This is a genomic window from Chryseobacterium sp. NRRL B-14798 (assembly GCF_050470705.1).
In the GTDB taxonomy this organism is placed as follows: Bacteria; Bacteroidota; Bacteroidia; order Flavobacteriales; family Weeksellaceae; genus Chryseobacterium; species Chryseobacterium cupriresistens.
The window spans coordinates 4,863,020-4,881,558 of sequence record NZ_JBFLUL010000005.1; the positions used below are offsets into that span (position 1 = coordinate 4,863,020).

Genomic DNA, 18,539 nt, shown 5'->3' on the forward strand with positions numbered 1-18,539 from the left:
AAACTATCTTTGCACCATGGCGCAGAAAGAAACATTATCATCCCTGACACACGGAAACTTTGCAAAAGAATTGTCTATTGCGGATGGAAAAATGCCTCCCAATGCAGTGGACTTTGAAAGACTGGTTATCGGAACTTTTTTGATTGACAAAAAAGGTCTTGACCATTCCATTGACCTTCTTACCCCGGAGGTATTTTATGACCCCAGACATCAGGTCATTTTTTCTACTATTCTAAAATTGTATGAAGGCAACCACCCGGTAGACTTAATGACAATCATTCAGGATTTAAAAAAAGAAGACAAGCTGAGCCAGGCAGGTGGTGATCATTACATTATTGACCTCACCATGGGAGTAAGCTCATCCGCCCATATCGAATATCACGTACGTGTTATTCTTGAAAAGTATATTTTAAGAAGCCTTATCAATGTTTCTGCTAACGTAATTGATTCTTCCTACAAAGAATCTACAGATGTTTTTGAACTTCTGGACAAGGCAGAACAGTCTTTCTTTGAGATTACCAACGGAACTATCAAGAAAGGATTCGATACTGCCAACTCATTGGTAAAACAAGCTATTGACACGATTAAATCGTTAAAAGATAAGCAGGGACTTTCCGGAGTTCCTTCAGGATTCAGAGATGTGGATAAGGAAACCGGAGGATGGCAGAATTCTGACCTCATCATTATTGCCGCCCGTCCGGCGATGGGTAAAACAGCCTTTCTTCTTTCCATGGCAAGAAATATTGCAGTAGGCCACAAAATTCCTATGGCTCTGTTCTCTCTCGAGATGGCCTCAGTACAGCTTATCACCAGAATGATTGCTTCTGAAACAAGAATTTCCTCAGAGAAACTAAGAAAAGGAACCCTGGATGATGAAGAATGGCAGAGACTATTTTCCAATGTATCTGAACTGGAAAACGCTCCTTTATATATTGATGAAACACCTTCCCTTTCCATATTCGACTTCCGTGCAAAATGCCGAAGATTGGTGATGCAGCATGGAGTAAGACTTATCATGGTTGACTACCTTCAGCTGATGACAGCCGGTGGCGGTGGAAAAGGAGTTGGAAACCGTGAACAGGAGATCTCCATGATTTCACGTTCATTAAAAGCGATTGCAAAAGAACTTAACGTACCGGTAATTGCTCTTTCCCAGCTTTCAAGAAGTGTGGAAGCCCGTCCCGGAAAAAGACCTCAGCTTTCAGATCTGAGGGAATCCGGAGCAATTGAGCAGGATGCGGATATCGTATCTTTCATCTTCAGACCGGAGTATTATAAAATTACCGTTTGGGATAATGATGAAGAAGGACAGGAAACTTCTACTGAAAACCAGGCCGAACTTATCATTGCAAAACATAGAAATGGTGCTACAGCAGATGTCAGATTATCTTTCTTAAAACATTTTGCCAAATTCGGTGACATTGAAGCTGCATTTGATGGTGGTGCCGGAGGAGGATATCCTTCCAACTTTGGAGAACCAAGCGGCTTTGACAAGATTAAAACAACGATTCAGCCAGGAGCAGCATTTGATCTTCCGGACAACTCAAAACTTTCCGGTTCTTCAATGAATGATTTTGATGACGATGATGATTTCCCGTTTTAAGAAAGACTAAAGTTTAGATCAGTTTAATTGTAGTCAATACATCCATTTTTAAAAAACAGGTTTGAGAATCGAAATTTATACCGACGGGGCTTGCAGCGGAAATCCGGGAAAAGGCGGATATGGAATTCTCATGCGTGTTCCTGAAAAAAATTACCAGAAAACATTTTCCAAAGGTTTTCGGAAAACGACCAACAACAGAATGGAACTTCTGGCGGTCATTACAGCATTGGAAAAACTGAAATCTACAGAAAACGATATCCACGTTTACACAGACAGCAAATATGTATCTGATGCGATCAACCAGAACTGGATTGCCGGATGGATCAAAAGAGGCTGGAAAAACGTAAAAAATCCAGATCTATGGAAAAAATTTGTAGAGCTGTATAACAAACACTCCCCAAAAATGCATTGGGTAAAAGGTCATGCCGGGCATTTTGAAAACGAGCTTTGCGACAAATTAGCCGTTGCAGCAGCGAGTTCTCCCGATCTTGAAATCGATACTTATTTTGAAGGTTTGGACAACAATTCGTTATTTTAATTTAATTAATGTAAATATTCAATAGACACTACAATATTCACCATTATCTCATAATTAGCAGTATTTTTTTAAAATATTATTAAAATTTAAGCGAAATTAACATTAAATACACATTATTTAACTGGGATTTAATATCTTTACATATTAATCTAAGTCCCATTATAAATGAATAAAAATCTATTATTGTATTTATCTGTTTTTTTACTCTGTATAGCCGGGAAGTCCTTTGCCCAGACTTATCAGCTTATCGGAAACCCGGTAACAACAACCGGATGGACCATGGTTTCTCCCACCCAGGTAAACACAGATTTTATTCAGCTTACACCGGATACCAACAACCAGTCCGGTTCTATCAGGCTGAATGACCCCATCAATTTAAAATATTGCGACAAATGGAGAGTAGAATTTGATTTCAGAATGGACTCCAACCAAACCTCCAACGGTGATGGAATTGCCTTCTGGTATCTCGCTAACCCTCCTGTTGCCAGCGTATTAGGATCCGGACTTGGGGTATCTCAAAATGCAGTGGGTCTTGTGGTAGGGCTTGACACTTACAACAATACCACAACTGCTACCATGAGCAAGGTTCACGTGGCTTACGGGCAGGTTCAAAATACAACAGACACCAATAACGTTGAGTTCTTTAACGTTCCCGGAAGTTCTTTCCATTCACCGGATCTGAATACTACACAACCGTTTCAGGGAACCACTTTTAAACATGTGGAAGTGACAGCACAGGTAGATCCCGCAGCTCCTACCAGCTGGATCATAAAAATAACAATAGACGGTAATGTAATTTGTAATCAGTCTTTTGCGCCTTCAGGCACTGCTGCTGCAATGACAGTAGGATATTTTGGTTTTTCAGCATCTACAGGAGGAGCAAGATCAAGACATTCCATTAAAAATGTAAAAATTTATACGGATAAAGTTCCTATTTTACAGGATTCAGCAACACAGTCATTCTGCCCCAACCCTACAACCGGATATGGATCTGTAAACCTGACTACTTTCAACTCACAATTTGTCAGCAACCCTTCCAATTATACATTTACCTATTATCCGTTTGGAAGTTCTACACCTATTGCTAATCCTGCCAATTACCAGTTCAATGCCAACACAACGGTTACAGTGGTTATTAAAGATAATGCAGGGCTGCTTTGTGATAACCCGGATGGTAAAATTTTATTGGTTCTAGCTCCTTTCAAAGCGGAAGACAAAACGATTACGGTATGTAACAATAACAAAGCAGGAACAGCCACTTTCAACCTGAATACAGCAAATGTTACAGGTGTTCCCGGTGCTGTTAAAAAATACTACAAAACGTTGGCAGATCTTAATGCAGATACGAATGAAATTCAAAATCCCGGCAACTACTTCTCTGCTCCCGGAGAAGTATATGTAAAAGTAACAACCCCTCAGGGATGTACAGGTACAGCTAAAATTACACTGGCATTCTATCCGGATACCCCTGTGAAAGAAGCTACTTTAAGATCATGTTTTATTGAAAATAATATTACAAGTGCTATTTTTAATCTGACTGCCGCAGATGTTACAACCTTAGGTACTGGTGCTGCCAAAAAATATTACACCTCTATAGCGAATGCTCTGGACGGAGTCAATGAAATCATGAATCCTCTTCAGTATTTATCTACAACTACTGCCGTGTATGCTAAAGTAACGGATGCCAACGGCTGTTTTAATATTGCTAAAATAAACCTTATTGTATTACCTCCTGTAACGTCTTCTGTCCTCAAAGACAAAACCATCTGTATCGGAGAAAAAACAGATCTGGATGCAGGACCTGGATTTGACGGCTATGAATGGAGCACGGGAGCAACAACTTCATCGATTAAAGATGTAGGAGTAGGTCCTTATTGGGTAAAATTGAAGACCGGTAACTGCATCACTACACAGACTGTCAATGTAAAAGCATCTACAAATCCTGTGATTTCCAGCATCGATATTGACAACAACACCATAACAGTAAATGCAGCAGGTGGAACACCTCCATATCAGTTTTCTCTGGATGGAGTGAACTGGCAGCCTGGCAATATATTCACAGGTTTAGCAAGAGGCGAAGTAAGAGTGTATGTAAAAGATTTTTACAACTGCACCCCTGTTGAAGTTCAGATTACCGTTCCTAACCTGATTAACGCCATCACTCCAAACGGAGACAATGTAAATGATGTTATTGACTATTCAGCGCTGGCTTACAAAAAGAATCTTGTATTCATCGTTTACGACCGATATGGCAATAAATTGTATGAAGCCGGAAAAATGAGAAATTTCACCTGGGACGGCACAGCTTCCGGTAAAAAGGTTCTTACAGGAACTTACTGGTACACCATTTCATGGAACGAAAACAATAAAGACAATACTGAAACAAAATACTCAGGCTGGGTATTGGTTAAAAACAGAGAATAAAATTACTATCAGAAACTACCTCATTTGGGGTAGTTTCGGTGTTAAAAAACAGAATTTGCCCAAACAGAGATTGGGATCAGATATTGATTTCTCACCGGTAATTTAAATTTAAAAAACAATTTTATATCAAAAAAACAATAACATCATAATCCATCCACTATGAAAAAAGATATACTCATTTTTTTACTGACTATCTTATTATGCCTGCCGGGAAGGTTTCTTTCGCAAACCTATCAACTTACCGGAAACCCTGTAAATACAACGGGCTGGGATCTTGTCTCTGATGCTGTAGTAAGCGGAGACTTTGTAAGACTGACAACTGATCAGACCAGCAGATACGGGGCTGTAAAGTTATCCACCCCTATCACTCTGAGCTATTGTGATAAGTGGAAAGTGGAATTCGATTTCAGAATTGACGGAAACGGAACCACTCAGTTTGGAAAAGGAGACGGTTTTACCTTCTGGTATCTCGCTAATCCACCAACAGGATTTGTATCAGGAGGAGGACTGGGAATTCCGGCCAATGCTTCCGGGCTCATGGTTGGTTTTGATATCTTCAACAATACCACTGAAGGCCAGATGAGTAAAGTTCACATTCTTTATGGTACCAATAATACAGCCGGGAACAATATTGAGTTCAACACGACTCCGGGAAGTACTTTTCACTCTCCGGATCTTATTGCTACCAATCCGTTTGTAGGAGACACTTACAGACATGTTGAGGTAAATGGAGAAACAGATCTTACCAACCCGACAAACTGGATTATCAAAGTGAGAATAAACGGTGTTCTTATTGTAGATCAGTCTTTTGCTCCTTCCGGAGGTGCTGTGGGAATGTCACAGGGATATTTTGGCTTCTCTGCAGCAACCGGAGGTGCCAGCGCAAGACATTCTATTAAAAATGTTAAGGTATTTGTGGATAAAGTTCCTATCCTAAGCAATACCATAACGCCTTTTGTATGTACAAATCCTGCTACAGGAAATGGTACAGTAGACCTTACTTCTTATAATTCCCAATTTGTAAATAATCCCGGAAATTATATTTTCACATATTATGTATTAGGAAGCTCAACGCCTATCGCGAATCCTTCAAATTTCCAATATTCAGGAAATACGACAATCAAAGTGGTAGTCAAGGACCCTACTTCCACTCTCTGCGATAATGGCGACGGTGTTATCCAGCTTAATCCTACTCCATTTGCAGCAACCGATGCCAGTCTGACCGGATGTAATAACAACAATGCCGGGACAGCAACATTTGACCTCAACACGGCTGCTGTAACAACTGTTGCCGGAGTTACCAAAGAATTCTACCCTACTTTATACGATTTGAACAATGGTACGAATCAGATAACAAACCCTTCTGCCTATGCGTCTGCAGCAGCAACAATATATGTAAAAGTAACGACTCCTCAGGGTTGTGTGAGCACAGCTAAAATTACATTGAACATTTACCCTATTGTGGTTGTGAATGATGTTGAAATAAAATCCTGCTTTATCGAAACCAATCCGTCTATGGCATCCTTTAATCTTACAGGAGCTGTCGTTTCTCAGGGTGGACTTACAAAAGAATATTATCCGTCCCTGGCAGACGCTATCAGTGGAACCAATGCAATATCTACTCCGGCAGCATACATTGCTCCTAACGGTGTGGTTTATATTAAAGTATTCAGCTCAAACGGATGTTATTCTATTGCTAAAGTTACACTAACTGTCATCCCTCCTGTTTATTCAAGAACTTTGCTAGACAAGACAATTTGTATAGAAAATACAACTACTTTAGATGCAGGCGCAGGTTTCAAAAGCTACGAATGGAGCACAGGAGCTACTACTCAATCTATCAAAAATGTAGGAGTAGGTACTTACTGGGTAAAACTTAAAACCGGAGATTGTGTTGCAACACAGAAAGTAACAGTATACCCTTCCGACAATCCGGTTATTACAACGGTTGACATTTCGGGAAGCACGGTAACAGTATATGCCAATGGCGGAACTCCTCCTTATCAGTATTCTATGGATAATATCAACTGGCAGGATTCCAATGTGTTTACCAATATTACCAGAGGAGAAGCAAAAGTGTATGTCAGAGACGGTTATAACTGCGTTCCTGTTGAAGTCAATATTACAGTACCTAACCTTATCAATATCATTACACCTAACGATGACGGCAAGAATGATTTTATAGATTATTCAGCTTTGGCCAATAAACAAAACCTGGAAATAGCCATTTTCGACAGGTATGGTTACAAAATGTTCCAGGCCGATAAAACCAATGGTTACAAATGGGCAGGAACTACCAATGGAAGTAAAAAAGTTCCTACAGGAAACTATTGGTATTCTGTTTCATGGAATGAAAATAATAAAAACAGTACTCCGATAAAATTCTCAGGCTGGATTGTTGTAAAAAACAGAGAATAATTACACTTTCCAAAACATCAAAAGAATCACCCCGCCGGCCGGGGTGATTTTTTTGTATGAACAGGCAGGAGATATTTCATTTTAAAGACTCTTTATTCATATTCAATGCTTAAATTTGTCGTATGAATTATTTGGAAGCTTTAAGCAGAATAAATTTCATCAAAAAATTTACATGGATTTAAAGAGTTTAGAAGAAAAAATTATTTCGAATTTTAAGGCAGAAAATATACATGGGATTCTTCTTGCAGGAAGCTATGCTACAAATACACAAACTGAAGATTCTGATATTGACATTAGACTTATTTTCAGCAATGACAGGAAACATACTGTGAAAGGAATAAAATATATTGATGGACTAAAAATCTCATACTTTGGAGAAAACGCAGACAGGGTAAGGAGAAGAATGTCTGTTGACTTTTCAAGAAACAGCCGTTTTGAAGCAAGATTATTTGCTTTAGGCAAGATTTTATATGATTGTGAAGGAAGCGTTGAAGAATTAGTGCAATATGCTAAAATTTTCATGGAAAATTCTTTTCAAAAAAAATTAACTCAAGACGACGTTATTTTAAAAATGTACTCATTGCATGTACGTCATGAATCTCTGTCAAATACTACAGTTTCAAGCCCTATATATGTGTACAACTATATATCTTTTATGAAAGCAGTTCTTGTTACCTATTCAGCTATTCTTAATTACGAAACAATAATTGATATTAAACCTGATAAGATATTGACCAATACCACTTACCGGGAAATCAATCAATGGAAAGATTTTCCTGATCAGGATTTTGTTGAATTATGGATAAAGGCAATATCTGAAATAACCCCTAATAAATTAGAGGTTATTTATCAATATTTACAATCTAAAACTTTAGTTATTGAAAGAAAAGATTTTGAAGTGGTTTATAGGGATTAATTCAAATCAAGTTGGTTTTTAATTAGCTCAAAATAAGCTCCTTTGGCGTTGACAAGCTCATTATGTGAGCCTTCTTCAATAACCTTCCCTTTATCTAATACTATAATTTTATCTGCATTCTTTACAGTAGAAAGGCGGTGCGCTACAATCACGGCTGTTCTTCCTTTGAAAAACTGATTTAAATTATCAATAATCACTTTTTCATTATTGGCATCTAAAGAACTTGTTGCTTCATCAAAAAAAATAAAATCAGGAGCTTTATAAACAGCCCTTGCTATAAATAACCTTTGTCTCTGTCCACCACTTATCCCTACTCCTTCGTTTCCAATTTTAGTATTATAGCCCAGAGGTAAGCTTTCTATAAATTCTCTCACATTGGCAACATTTACGGCATTAGCAAGTCTTTTCTTATCTATATGATCATCTCCTACTGCTATGTTATCTGCCACTGTATCATTAAATACATATCCGTCTTGCATTACAATACCAACATTCTCTCTCCACATTCCCGGAGAAATTCTGCTAAAATCTGCTGTATCAATTTTTATATTCCCCTCCTGAGGCTCATAAAATTTCAGCAATAACTTAATAAGGGTTGATTTCCCACTTCCACTTGCACCAACAATAGCTGTAGTTTTTTGATAAGGAATTATAAGGTTTAAATTTTCAAAAATATTTTTATACCCGCCAACATATTTATAACTGACGTTATTTAAAACAATATCTCCTCTTGGCACCTCATACAAGTAATGTTCAGTATTGCTTTCTTCATTATCTTTCTCATGTATTTCATTTAATCTCTCCAGAGAAATATTTGCATCCTGTAATTGTTTTACAAACGAAACTACCTGTCCAATAGGTCCATTCAACTGTCCTATAATGTATTGGATAGACATCATCATTCCTAAGGTAATTTCGCCATCTACAACTAATTTCGCAGATAAGAAGCTGATTACCATATCTTTCATTTGGTTAATAAATCCTCCTCCTATTGACTGCCATTGTTCCAACTTTAGTCCCTGTATATTGAGTTTAAAAATCTGAACCTGTGTGGATTCCCAGCCCCAACGCTTTTTTTGCTCGGCGTTGTTCATTTTAATTTCCTGCATGCCGTTGATAAGTTCAATCACTTTACTCTGAGTTTCGGACAGTTGAGAGAAATTTTTATAATCCAGTTCTTTTCGCTTCTTAAGAAAAAAAAGTACCCATGAGGTATACAAAATAGCGCCTATAGCAAAAACAATAAATAACCTGTAATCATAGAGCAGTAATATAACACTGTAAATAAAGAAGTTGACAACTGAAAAAAGGGTTGTAAGGGTTGATGTTGTTAACAGCTGCTGAATCCTTGAATGATCACCAATTCTTTGCATTAGATCTCCTGTCATTCTTGTATCAAAATAATTAATAGGAAGCTTCATTAGCTTAATAAAGAAATCGGACACTAAAGAAATATTGATCCGGGAACTAATATGCAATAAAATCCAACTTCTTACAATTTCTACCCCCATTCTTCCCAGGTAAAGCATAAATTGGGCAATGAGAATAAGATATATAAAATTTATATCATTATTTTGTATCCCCACATCCACTATACTCTGAGTAAGAAAAGGAAGTATTAATGACAACATACTTCCTGCTAACAAACCTATTGCCAATTGAAGTATTAATCTTTTATATTTCAATGCATAAAGACTCAGAAACTGAATATCAAGTCTGTTTTTTTTATCATCCCAATCCGTTTCATAAAAAGCTGGGGCAGTCTCTAGAAGCAGCGCTATTCCCTCCTGAATATTTTCATCTGCATTATTTCCTATCCAACGTTTTAAAAACTCACTTTTTGTAAATGTAAGCAGCCCATAACTTGGATCGGATACATATACCATTTCATCCTTCCCCTTCTTTATCTTATATACAACAACAAAATGCCTTTTATCCCAATGGACAATACAAGGGAGAGGCACTCCGGCAGCAAGTGTCCTAAAACTAATTTTAACCCCTCGGGACCTAAATCCTATTTTTTCTGCTGCAGTGCCAAGATGCAATAAATTACTTCCAATTCTTGTTGTTTGTGTAAGATCCCTTATCCGCTGCAGATTTATGTTTTTACCATAATATTTACTAATAATCCTCAAACAAGTAGGACCGCAGTCTTTTGCGTCAGGCTGCTTATAAAAAGGAAACTTATTCAAAGTATACTTTCTGAACATTTAATTGTTGTATAATGATACTGATTTTACTTCCCTTGCTACAATAGACTGATATTTTTTATAAAGAAAAAAGTAAACTCTAAACTCGTTAAAACGCTGCTTTTCGGAGAATAATCTATTTACTGTCATATGAATATAACTTCCTAAAACATTAAAATATTCATCCTTGATTTCATTTTTAATGCTCAATAAAATATTTTTTACTTCAGAGTTATTAATAACTTCAATAATAGCGGGGGTAAGTCCTTTTGAAATAGTGATATCCTTAATTCTCCGAAGTTCATCATGCAAAGAGTTCCTTAACAGTTTATCGCTTTCATAATTAAATTCTTTTGCAAAATAATTGAAATTCCGCTCAAGAAACCTTAACTTATCATGATTCATCCCTAATGTATCCAAATACTCCTCTATTGTGAAATAACTGATCAGAAACAGATAATTATAGTTTATAGGGCTGAAAGATTTGTATAAATTATAGACAAACTTAGAATCGTGATAAAAAAATGTTTCAGAGTTGATTATATTTTTACCTTTATATCTTTCCAACTCCCTTGTATAGGTATCCTGAACCACTCCGGACACTTTACCGGATTTTATATACGTATTAAAAATTTGGCTTATACCTGTTGTAACAACAGAGATATTAGCAGGATCTTTTACATTCAAACGAATTCTAAGATGACGTTTAGGATCTGCATATCTTATGAAAAACCATTTTTCAACAAGTCCTTTCTTCACTAGTTTTTTTTCAATATAGTCTGCTATAGCCACCAAAAATTTATTGGAAAACTTATCCCCAATATAGACTTTAAAATAAACCCACTCCGAGCCTGGAATAAATGTTCTTGTTATAGCGTCTTTGCTTGAAGCTCTTATCTTTAATGGATAATTTTTTTTGCTTTCCTTCTTGATAAAAGGCACTACTAATTCTTTACTGTACTTTGGTAAAGAATTGTCATCTGTTATTTCCAATAGACATTCATGTAAAATAATCTGTTTATCGTTTTGATTGATATATTTTTGGAACAATTCAATTCCTAAATCGGTTGAAAAATCAAAATAAAGGATGTTATCACTCTCTTTGAAAACAACCATATCCGTAACATTCAATTTACTTTTTATCTCAGCAAAATTCTTTTTAAACTGATCAAAATCTTTAGATTTTCTTAATTTACTAAAGTTGTTTCCTTTTATAATCCAATAAGCTTGTTGAATAATAATCCCTTTATAGACAACTCTTGGTAAATACTCTTGTATATCCTGCACAATTCCCCAATCCCAAATAAGTTGAGAATCAAAATTCTGAAACTGCATATCGCACAAAAAATGATAAATAGGTAATCCATTTCTTCTATAGCTATGAGCATTAGAAAGTCTTGGCTTGATAGGTTTATTTAATTTTTCTGAAAACAAATAAAGTTCATTGTTGATCATTTGTATATATAAATCATTAACATAAACCTTTTGATTTTCAGAAAGCAGGGAATTGGCTAAAAATGGGATCTCATATTCTCCAAAATAGGGCCTAGCAATTACATTTCCTACTCTAGCTTGTGGCAAATGAACTATTTCCGCATATATATAATTATTATTTCTAGCTTCTATAATATCCACCAAATCATGAAGTTTCTCATAAAATCCCTGATGCATACCACAAAACCTTCCAGAAAGGCCTGTCATTGCAGGAGAATATGATGTTACATGAAATAATGGCTGTTCTTTTCCCGGATATACGTTGAGCAAGTAAGTAAATCCCGGCTCTGCTGTTTCAATATTTATAACATCAGAAAAGTTCTCTTTTATATCACGATCAGTAATTTCAATTTGTTCAGAATTATTTTTTAAATATTCATGATATTTTTTTAAAGCAAAAGCAGTAAACTTTGTTTTGCCCGTTGTTTTAGATTCATAAATATCTTTTGTACTTACTGCGGATTTATATCCAATTCCAATTTCTTCATCTAATACTTCCGTAAGTTTTACTTTTCTATCTTCATATCTTTCTGAAAATGCTCTTTTAAAAATTTCAAGCTGAAAATGCTTGGGAGGATAGGATTTTGAAAAAGCTGAAAAAACAGATAGTAAATTGCCAAGGTCATGCCTTAAATCAGATGACAAAGTATAATCTTTTATAGGACTTACCACATCCAACTGTATCAGATTTTTTTCAGGGAGATTTGGCAGGAACTCTTTTAACAGTATGTATATTTTTTTATAGAATTCAATATTAGACTGCCTGGCATTAACTTTCCTTAACAAGGATTTTATCTCTTGTAAAATATTTTTCAGCAATAAAATTTCATCATCAGTATCAGAATTAATATCTCTTAGAAATGCCAACAATACATCAAAATAATCACGACCTGTAATATTAACATCAAGATTTGTTGTTAAAAGTTTACAATCTATAAGGCGATCAATATAAACCTCAATATCTTCTTGCTCTACATCATATTGATCAAGGATTTTGTTAATCAATGTTTCATATTTGATTCCTTTTCTGGAAATTTTAATAATAAAATTGATAAGGTCATCAGATTCTATGGAAACCAAATGATGTGTTCTCATCCCTTTTCTAAACCTATATTCTATATATCTGTAATCATCTTTAGTTTTATAAAGACTTGTATTATTAGAAAGAATAAAGTATTTTTTAACACCTTTAATTTTTGAAATATATTCTCCTATCTGAAAAAGAACTTCCATATCCAGTTTAGGATAGTAATCTAATACTTCAGTGGCTGAATCATTTTTACATTCGCCGGAATTAAAGTTTCCTTCCCTAAAATTTGCAAATAGCCCAAAAGGTGTGGCTCTGGTCGAAGCCCTTATATAATATTTAGTCAAAGAATGCACCATTCTTTTTCTTTCTTTATCAGACAATCTGGAAGGTACTGTTTTATATTTTATAACCTCGTTATATAAGATATCAGAAGCAAGGTATAGACCTTCTTCCAACTGGTAGTTCTCAGTAAATTGTTTTACAAGATAATCCAATATAAATTGTTCATTACCCTGATTGATGATACTATAAAAATCAAAAAAATTATTGATTGGTAAAAGCGGTTGCCTTGCAGCGTAGAAGGTACTTTCGTACATATACAAAATAATTTTAAAATTTAAATCAGTAAGGCTTCTCCCCATTTAATATCAGGATTAACAAGAGACAACAAAGTAAGTCCAACTCCGCTTAATCCTTGCAAAAAACCAAAATCATTATAATGGTTTATTTGATTATTCCAAGCACAATGTCCTGTAATCAACTTATCATTATCTGTATTTAAAAGTTCAAGAGAAGCATTTTTCCAGTAATCAACGCAGTCTTTATACTTATTTCCTTCAGTTAAAATACTAAACTTATTAAAAATATGCATTATCCCCGATGAACCATGACATACTGCAGCATCTCTTACAAAACCTTCCTGCAAGTCTTTCCGTAGAGCTGATTTTTCCATACATTGTAAAGCTTCTTGCTGAAACGAAGCATTCCCTAATCTCTTCCCAACATCCCATAAGGCTGCTGCAACACCAAGATCACCATAACACCACCCCATGCGTGATCCTTTTGAATAGAAATCTGTTTTTTCTAAGGCAGGAATAGAAGATGGATAAAGTGAGTTTCTGTTATCCTTATATTTATAATCTATGATTGTTTGAGTTGTATCCTCAATTAATCTTTTCAGTATGTTATCATTAGGATTTAACTCATATGCTTTTGACAGAACTGACACCACAGCCGGCTGGCCATGAGCAAGCCCGAAATTGATAAATTTATTTAGTTTTTGAGTATCCTCTAAACTAAAAAAAGGCCAATACATTTTTCCTTCAGGAGTATATTCCACAATAGAATGCAATTTAGAAATAATTCCTTTTGCATATTCATTTAAAGCTTTCTCATCAGTAAGGAAATAATGCAAAGCCCCAGTAGCACCATGAAGAAAATCAAAATTTCCCTTATCTAATTCATTAATAGCATAATTGAAAATAAGTTCATCCAGATCTGATAATACATCGCCTGCTTCAAAATCTACAAACTCTTCTTGGTTAAAAAACTTCAGAAGCCATGCAAAACCTACTACTCCATTACTATATCTGATATCACCTCGTTTAAGCGCAACACTAATATTAGAAATAATTTCATCACTAAGTTTTTCTCCTCTTTCTAGGCTATCATTATCATTAAATTGCTTACTATGATAATAATAAAACAAACCCAACCCACCAAGATCACCTAAAAGACCTGTTTTAAGATTTGCAACATCCATATATGAACTGGTTTTTGATTTAATCTTTTCCAGCTCTTCAAAAATAATATTCATATAATTTATCTGGTCACACAAAAAAGGATAACACTGCAATACTGTTATCCTTAATATGTTCTGTAGTTTTAAATACCGTTATTAAGTTCTATTACATTCAGGAGATACATCCTGTGTGAGTTGACACCATCCTGATGCACAGTTATCACTCATTCCACAAAGATCACTATACTCTATAACACCACTACAAGGATCTGTTTCTACACCACAATAGCGAGAGCATTGATCTGTATTACAGTCCGAAGCTTTAGTGTATGGAACAGTGGTAGTATCATCACCCCCGCCAATTACTTTTTGAGCTTCATCCATAGATAAATTAAGAATATCTTCTTTCTTAATTTCCAGTTTTGCGATTTTCTTTTTTTGCATGTCTAAATGTTTGGTTAAGTTTTAATTTATACTAAAATTATCTTGTATTATGTTCTGTTACACTCAGGAGAAACCTCTTGTGTCATTTGTCCTCCTCCCGTTCCACAATTATCAGTCATTCCACAAAGATCCGTATATTCAATAACTCCACTACAAGGATCTGTTTCTACCTCACAATAGCGAGAGCATTGATCTGTGTTACAGTCCGAAGCTTTAGTGTATGGCACAGTGGTAGTATCATCACCTCCGCCAATTACTTTTTGAGCCTCATCCATAGATAAATTAAGAATATCTTCTTTCTTAATTTCCAGTTTTGCAATTTTTTTCTTTTGCATAATAAGTTATGTATTTAATGACTAGATAAATATATAATTTTTTCAATATGCAGAGATATTTTTATATTTTTTTAACATTAAAATATTCAATACTAAGGGATATATTTTTACACTTATTAAAAAATATATTTAAGAATTAATTTACTTTATTCCATCTTCAATTCCTAAATTTGTCCTATGAATTATTTGGAAGCTTTAAGCAGAAGATATTCTGTAAAAAAATTCAATCATCAGATTATTCCTCAGGAAACCCTTCACAACATTCTTGAGTCAGGAAAGCTGTCTGCCAGTTCGCTGGGACTTCAGCCTTATAAAATTGTGATTGTTGAAAGCGAGGAGATGAAACAGAAATTAATTCCCGCCTTTTATAATCCATCTCAGATTTCCACCTGTTCCCATCTTATTGTTATTATCTCAAAAAAAATCATAGAAGAGAACTATATCCGGGGCTATTTTAATCATATTTCTGAAGTAAGGGATACTCCAATGGAAAAACTTGATTCTTTCAGAAACAGCATTAATCAGCATATTAACCAGAAAACACATGATGAAATTTTCAACTGGGCAGAAAAACAGTCTTATATAGTATTGGCCAATCTTATGTATGCCGCAGCTATTGAAAATATAGACTCCTGTCCTATGGAAGGTTTCCGCCAGGATCTTATAGAAGACATTCTGAATGTCAATCCTGAAACAGAAAAAGTAACCGTTACCCTCGCTTTAGGTTACCGCTCCGAGGAAGATCACTTCCAGCACATGAAAAAAGTAAGAAAACCAAACGAAAAATTGTTTAAATTTATTTAATATTTTAAACGATTGTACCTAAAGCCAGCATATGATAAAAGCGGATGTATTAGTAATCGGTTCCGGCATTTCCGGACTTTCCTATGCCATTAAAGTTTCTGAACAGCACCCTGATGCCAAAATTATTATTGTAACCAAGTCTGATGAAGACGAAAGCAATACCAAGTATGCACAAGGCGGTCTCGCCGTCGTTACAGATTTTCAGAATGACAATTTCCAAAAACATATAGACGATACCATGCGTGCCGGCGACGGTGAAAACAAACGTGACGTCGTAGAAATGGTGGTAAGAGAAGCTCCCGCGAGATTCAATGAAATTGTAGAATGGGGAGCACAGTTCGACATGAAGAACGGTAAATTTGCTTTAGGAAGAGAAGGAGGCCATACTGAAAACAGGATCGTACATCATAAAGATATTACAGGTTTTGAAATCGAAAGAGCTTTATTGGAAACGGCCAATAACAGCCCGAATATCGAAATCCTGGATCATCATTACGTTATTGATATCATTACACAGCACCATGTTCCCGGAAAAGAACTTAACGAAGGAGACATCCACTGCTACGGTGCTTACATTCTGGATGAGAAGTCCAAAACCATCAAAAAAATTACTTCTAAAATAACGCTTGCTGCCACAGGAGGTGCAGGACATGTTTACAAAAACACCACCAATCCTACGATTGCAACAGGGGACGGAATTGCTTTTGTTGCCCGTGCCAAAGGAAAGGTTTCCAATATGCAGTATTACCAGTTTCACCCAACAGCTCTCTACAGCAAAATGGATGGAATGTTGTTTTTGATTTCTGAAGCCGTTCGTGGAGACGGAGCAAAATTAAGAACCAAAAGGGGCGAAAAATTCATGCATAAATATGATGAACGTGAAGAATTAGCTTCCAGAGATATCGTTGCAAGAGCCATTGACGCTGAAATGAAAATTACCGGAGACGAATTTGTCGGCTTGGATTGCAAGGAAATGAACCATGAAAAATTCCTGGAACATTTCCCTAATATTTATAAAAAATGTAAAGATGAAGGAATTGATCCTTTCACTCAGCTGATTCCTGTTGTACCTGCCTGCCACTATTTAATGGGAGGTATCGAAGTAGACAGAGACGGACAATCCTCTATCAGAAATCTTTTTGCTGTGGGTGAATGTACCAACTCAGGACTACACGGTGCCAACAGGCTTGCTTCAAACTCTCTTCTTGAAGGTTTGGTTTTCGGGCATAATGCCGCAATGAAAACAGTAGAACTTCTGAATGAAAACAGTTTCAACTTTGATGACCTGAAAGCCGTTCCGGAATGGAATGAAGAAGGAATGAAAATCATGGACGAAATGGTCATCGTAAGCTATCTCAGAAAGCAACTTCAGGAAATGATGAGTGATCTGGTCGGAATCGTCAGAAGCAACAGACGTCTGAATATGGCATTACAGAAGCACCAGGAAATTGCCGCCGCAGTTGATGAAATATACCACTACTCTATTCTTTCCCCCCAATTATCGGAATTAAGAAACCTTACAACCGTTGCCCATCTCATCATTACCCAATCCATGGAAATGACGGAGAATAAAGGAGCATTTTATAATAAAGACTTAGCCTAACAGAAATCACACAATGAAAAGACCAGCATACGTAACAGATAAAGCATTAAAGACATTTATAAAAAACGCTCTTGAAGAAGATATTCAGGATGGAGACCACTCTACTCTTTCTACCATACCACAGGACCTTGTACAAAGTGCTAAACTTTTGGTAAAACAGGACTGTATTCTTGCAGGCGTTGAGCTGGCAGAAATCATCTTTAAAACATTTGATAAGAATTTAAAAGTAGAGGTTTTCATTAAAGATGGAACTCCATGTAAATTCGGAGATGTAGCGCTTATCGTTACGGGAAGTGCAAGATCTATCCTTTCCACAGAGAGATTTGTTCTTAACTGTATGCAGAGAATGAGTGGGATTGCAACTCTTACTCATGAATGGGACTCAAGGTTAGTAGGGACCAAAACTAAACTTTTAGATACAAGAAAAACGACTCCCAATTTCAGAATGTGTGAAAAATGGGCAGTGGCTATTGGCGGCGGAACCAATCACAGGTATGGTCTTTATGACATGATCATGCTGAAGGACAATCATATTGATTACAACGGAAGCATTACCAATGCAGTAGCAATGGCAAAGGATTACGTTAAAAAGAATAAGAAAAAGTTAAAAATAGAGGTTGAAACAAGAAATCTTGAAGAGGTACAGGAAGCTATCAATGCTAAAGTTGACAGAATCATGTTAGACAATATGGATGTAAAAACGATGAAGGAGGCTGTAAAAATGATCAAAGGTTCTTGTGAATCTGAAGCATCAGGAGGAATTACCCGCGATATGCTGAAAGAAATTGCCTCTACAGGTGTTACCTATATCTCTGTAGGGGCCCTTACCCACTCTGCTGAGAATATAGATTTGAGTCTCAAAGCAGTGAAATAGCGTTGAATTTTTAACAAAAACACCCCCAGTTTGTTAAAAATTCAATAACATGACTTTTTTCATACAAAAATTCAATTTTCAGCCACAATACTGATTTTTAACACTTTAACATTATTAAGACTTTTT

General features: G+C 35.8%; 13 protein-coding genes. 8 read left to right on the forward strand and 5 right to left on the reverse strand.

Annotated features, from left to right (window positions below; genetic code table 11):
- The first annotated feature begins 16 nt into the window (after positions 1-16).
- The 5 genes from dnaB to AB1278_RS22340 all read left to right on the forward strand — a co-directional run bounded on the left by dnaB (position 17) and on the right by AB1278_RS22340 (position 7,899).
- Complete coding sequence (dnaB, locus tag AB1278_RS22320; protein ID WP_110008416.1) at positions 17-1,603, forward strand: replicative DNA helicase; 1,587 nt, start codon at positions 17-19, stop codon at positions 1,601-1,603.
- A gap of 61 nt (positions 1,604-1,664) precedes the next feature.
- Entirely contained in the window at positions 1,665-2,141 is a 477-nt protein-coding gene (gene rnhA / locus AB1278_RS22325; protein ID WP_202841718.1) for a ribonuclease HI, read from the forward strand.
- Between the two features lie 165 nt (positions 2,142-2,306).
- Positions 2,307-4,565 (forward strand): lectin-like domain-containing protein, encoded by a 2,259-nt coding sequence (locus AB1278_RS22330; protein WP_429817092.1) that lies wholly within the window; start codon positions 2,307-2,309, stop codon positions 4,563-4,565.
- 159 nt (positions 4,566-4,724) lie between these two features.
- Entirely contained in the window at positions 4,725-6,983 is a 2,259-nt protein-coding gene (locus AB1278_RS22335; RefSeq protein ID WP_429817095.1) for a T9SS type B sorting domain-containing protein, read from the forward strand.
- A 172-nt stretch (positions 6,984-7,155) separates the two neighbouring features.
- Positions 7,156-7,899 carry a nucleotidyltransferase domain-containing protein gene (locus AB1278_RS22340; RefSeq protein WP_202841724.1) on the forward strand — a complete coding sequence of 248 codons (744 nt, stop codon included), beginning with the start codon at positions 7,156-7,158 and terminating at the stop codon, positions 7,897-7,899.
- Here AB1278_RS22340 and AB1278_RS22345 read toward each other — a convergent pair.
- From AB1278_RS22345 to AB1278_RS22365, 5 genes are all read right to left on the reverse strand, one after another.
- On the reverse strand, positions 7,896-10,091 hold the full coding sequence (locus tag AB1278_RS22345; protein ID WP_202841725.1) for a peptidase domain-containing ABC transporter: 2,196 nt from the start codon (positions 10,089-10,091) through the stop codon (positions 7,896-7,898). The genes AB1278_RS22340 and AB1278_RS22345 overlap by 4 nt on opposite strands.
- A gap of 18 nt (positions 10,092-10,109) precedes the next feature.
- Entirely contained in the window at positions 10,110-13,208 is a 3,099-nt protein-coding gene (locus tag AB1278_RS22350) for a lantibiotic dehydratase (protein WP_202841727.1), read from the reverse strand.
- A gap of 20 nt (positions 13,209-13,228) precedes the next feature.
- Positions 13,229-14,428, reverse strand: coding sequence for a lanthionine synthetase C family protein (locus AB1278_RS22355; protein ID WP_202841728.1), 1,200 nt, complete (start codon positions 14,426-14,428; stop codon positions 13,229-13,231).
- 81 nt (positions 14,429-14,509) lie between these two features.
- Positions 14,510-14,797 carry a class I lanthipeptide gene (locus AB1278_RS22360; RefSeq protein WP_202841730.1) on the reverse strand — a complete coding sequence of 96 codons (288 nt, stop codon included), beginning with the start codon at positions 14,795-14,797 and terminating at the stop codon, positions 14,510-14,512.
- Between the two features lie 47 nt (positions 14,798-14,844).
- Entirely contained in the window at positions 14,845-15,132 is a 288-nt protein-coding gene (locus AB1278_RS22365) for a class I lanthipeptide (protein ID WP_202841732.1), read from the reverse strand.
- A gap of 177 nt (positions 15,133-15,309) precedes the next feature.
- Between AB1278_RS22365 and AB1278_RS22370 the strand changes: the two genes are divergently transcribed.
- Genes AB1278_RS22370 through nadC form a run of 3 tightly spaced genes read left to right on the forward strand, consistent with a single transcriptional unit; the run spans position 15,310 to position 18,413 of the window.
- Positions 15,310-15,936 (forward strand): NAD(P)H-dependent oxidoreductase, encoded by a 627-nt coding sequence (locus tag AB1278_RS22370; protein WP_202841733.1) that lies wholly within the window; start codon positions 15,310-15,312, stop codon positions 15,934-15,936.
- Between the two features lie 31 nt (positions 15,937-15,967).
- Positions 15,968-17,539 carry an L-aspartate oxidase gene (gene nadB, locus AB1278_RS22375; RefSeq protein ID WP_137904406.1) on the forward strand — a complete coding sequence of 524 codons (1,572 nt, stop codon included), beginning with the start codon at positions 15,968-15,970 and terminating at the stop codon, positions 17,537-17,539.
- A 13-nt stretch (positions 17,540-17,552) separates the two neighbouring features.
- On the forward strand, positions 17,553-18,413 hold the full coding sequence (gene nadC / locus AB1278_RS22380) for a carboxylating nicotinate-nucleotide diphosphorylase (RefSeq protein ID WP_202841735.1): 861 nt from the start codon (positions 17,553-17,555) through the stop codon (positions 18,411-18,413).
- The last annotated feature ends 126 nt before the right edge of the window (positions 18,414-18,539 follow it).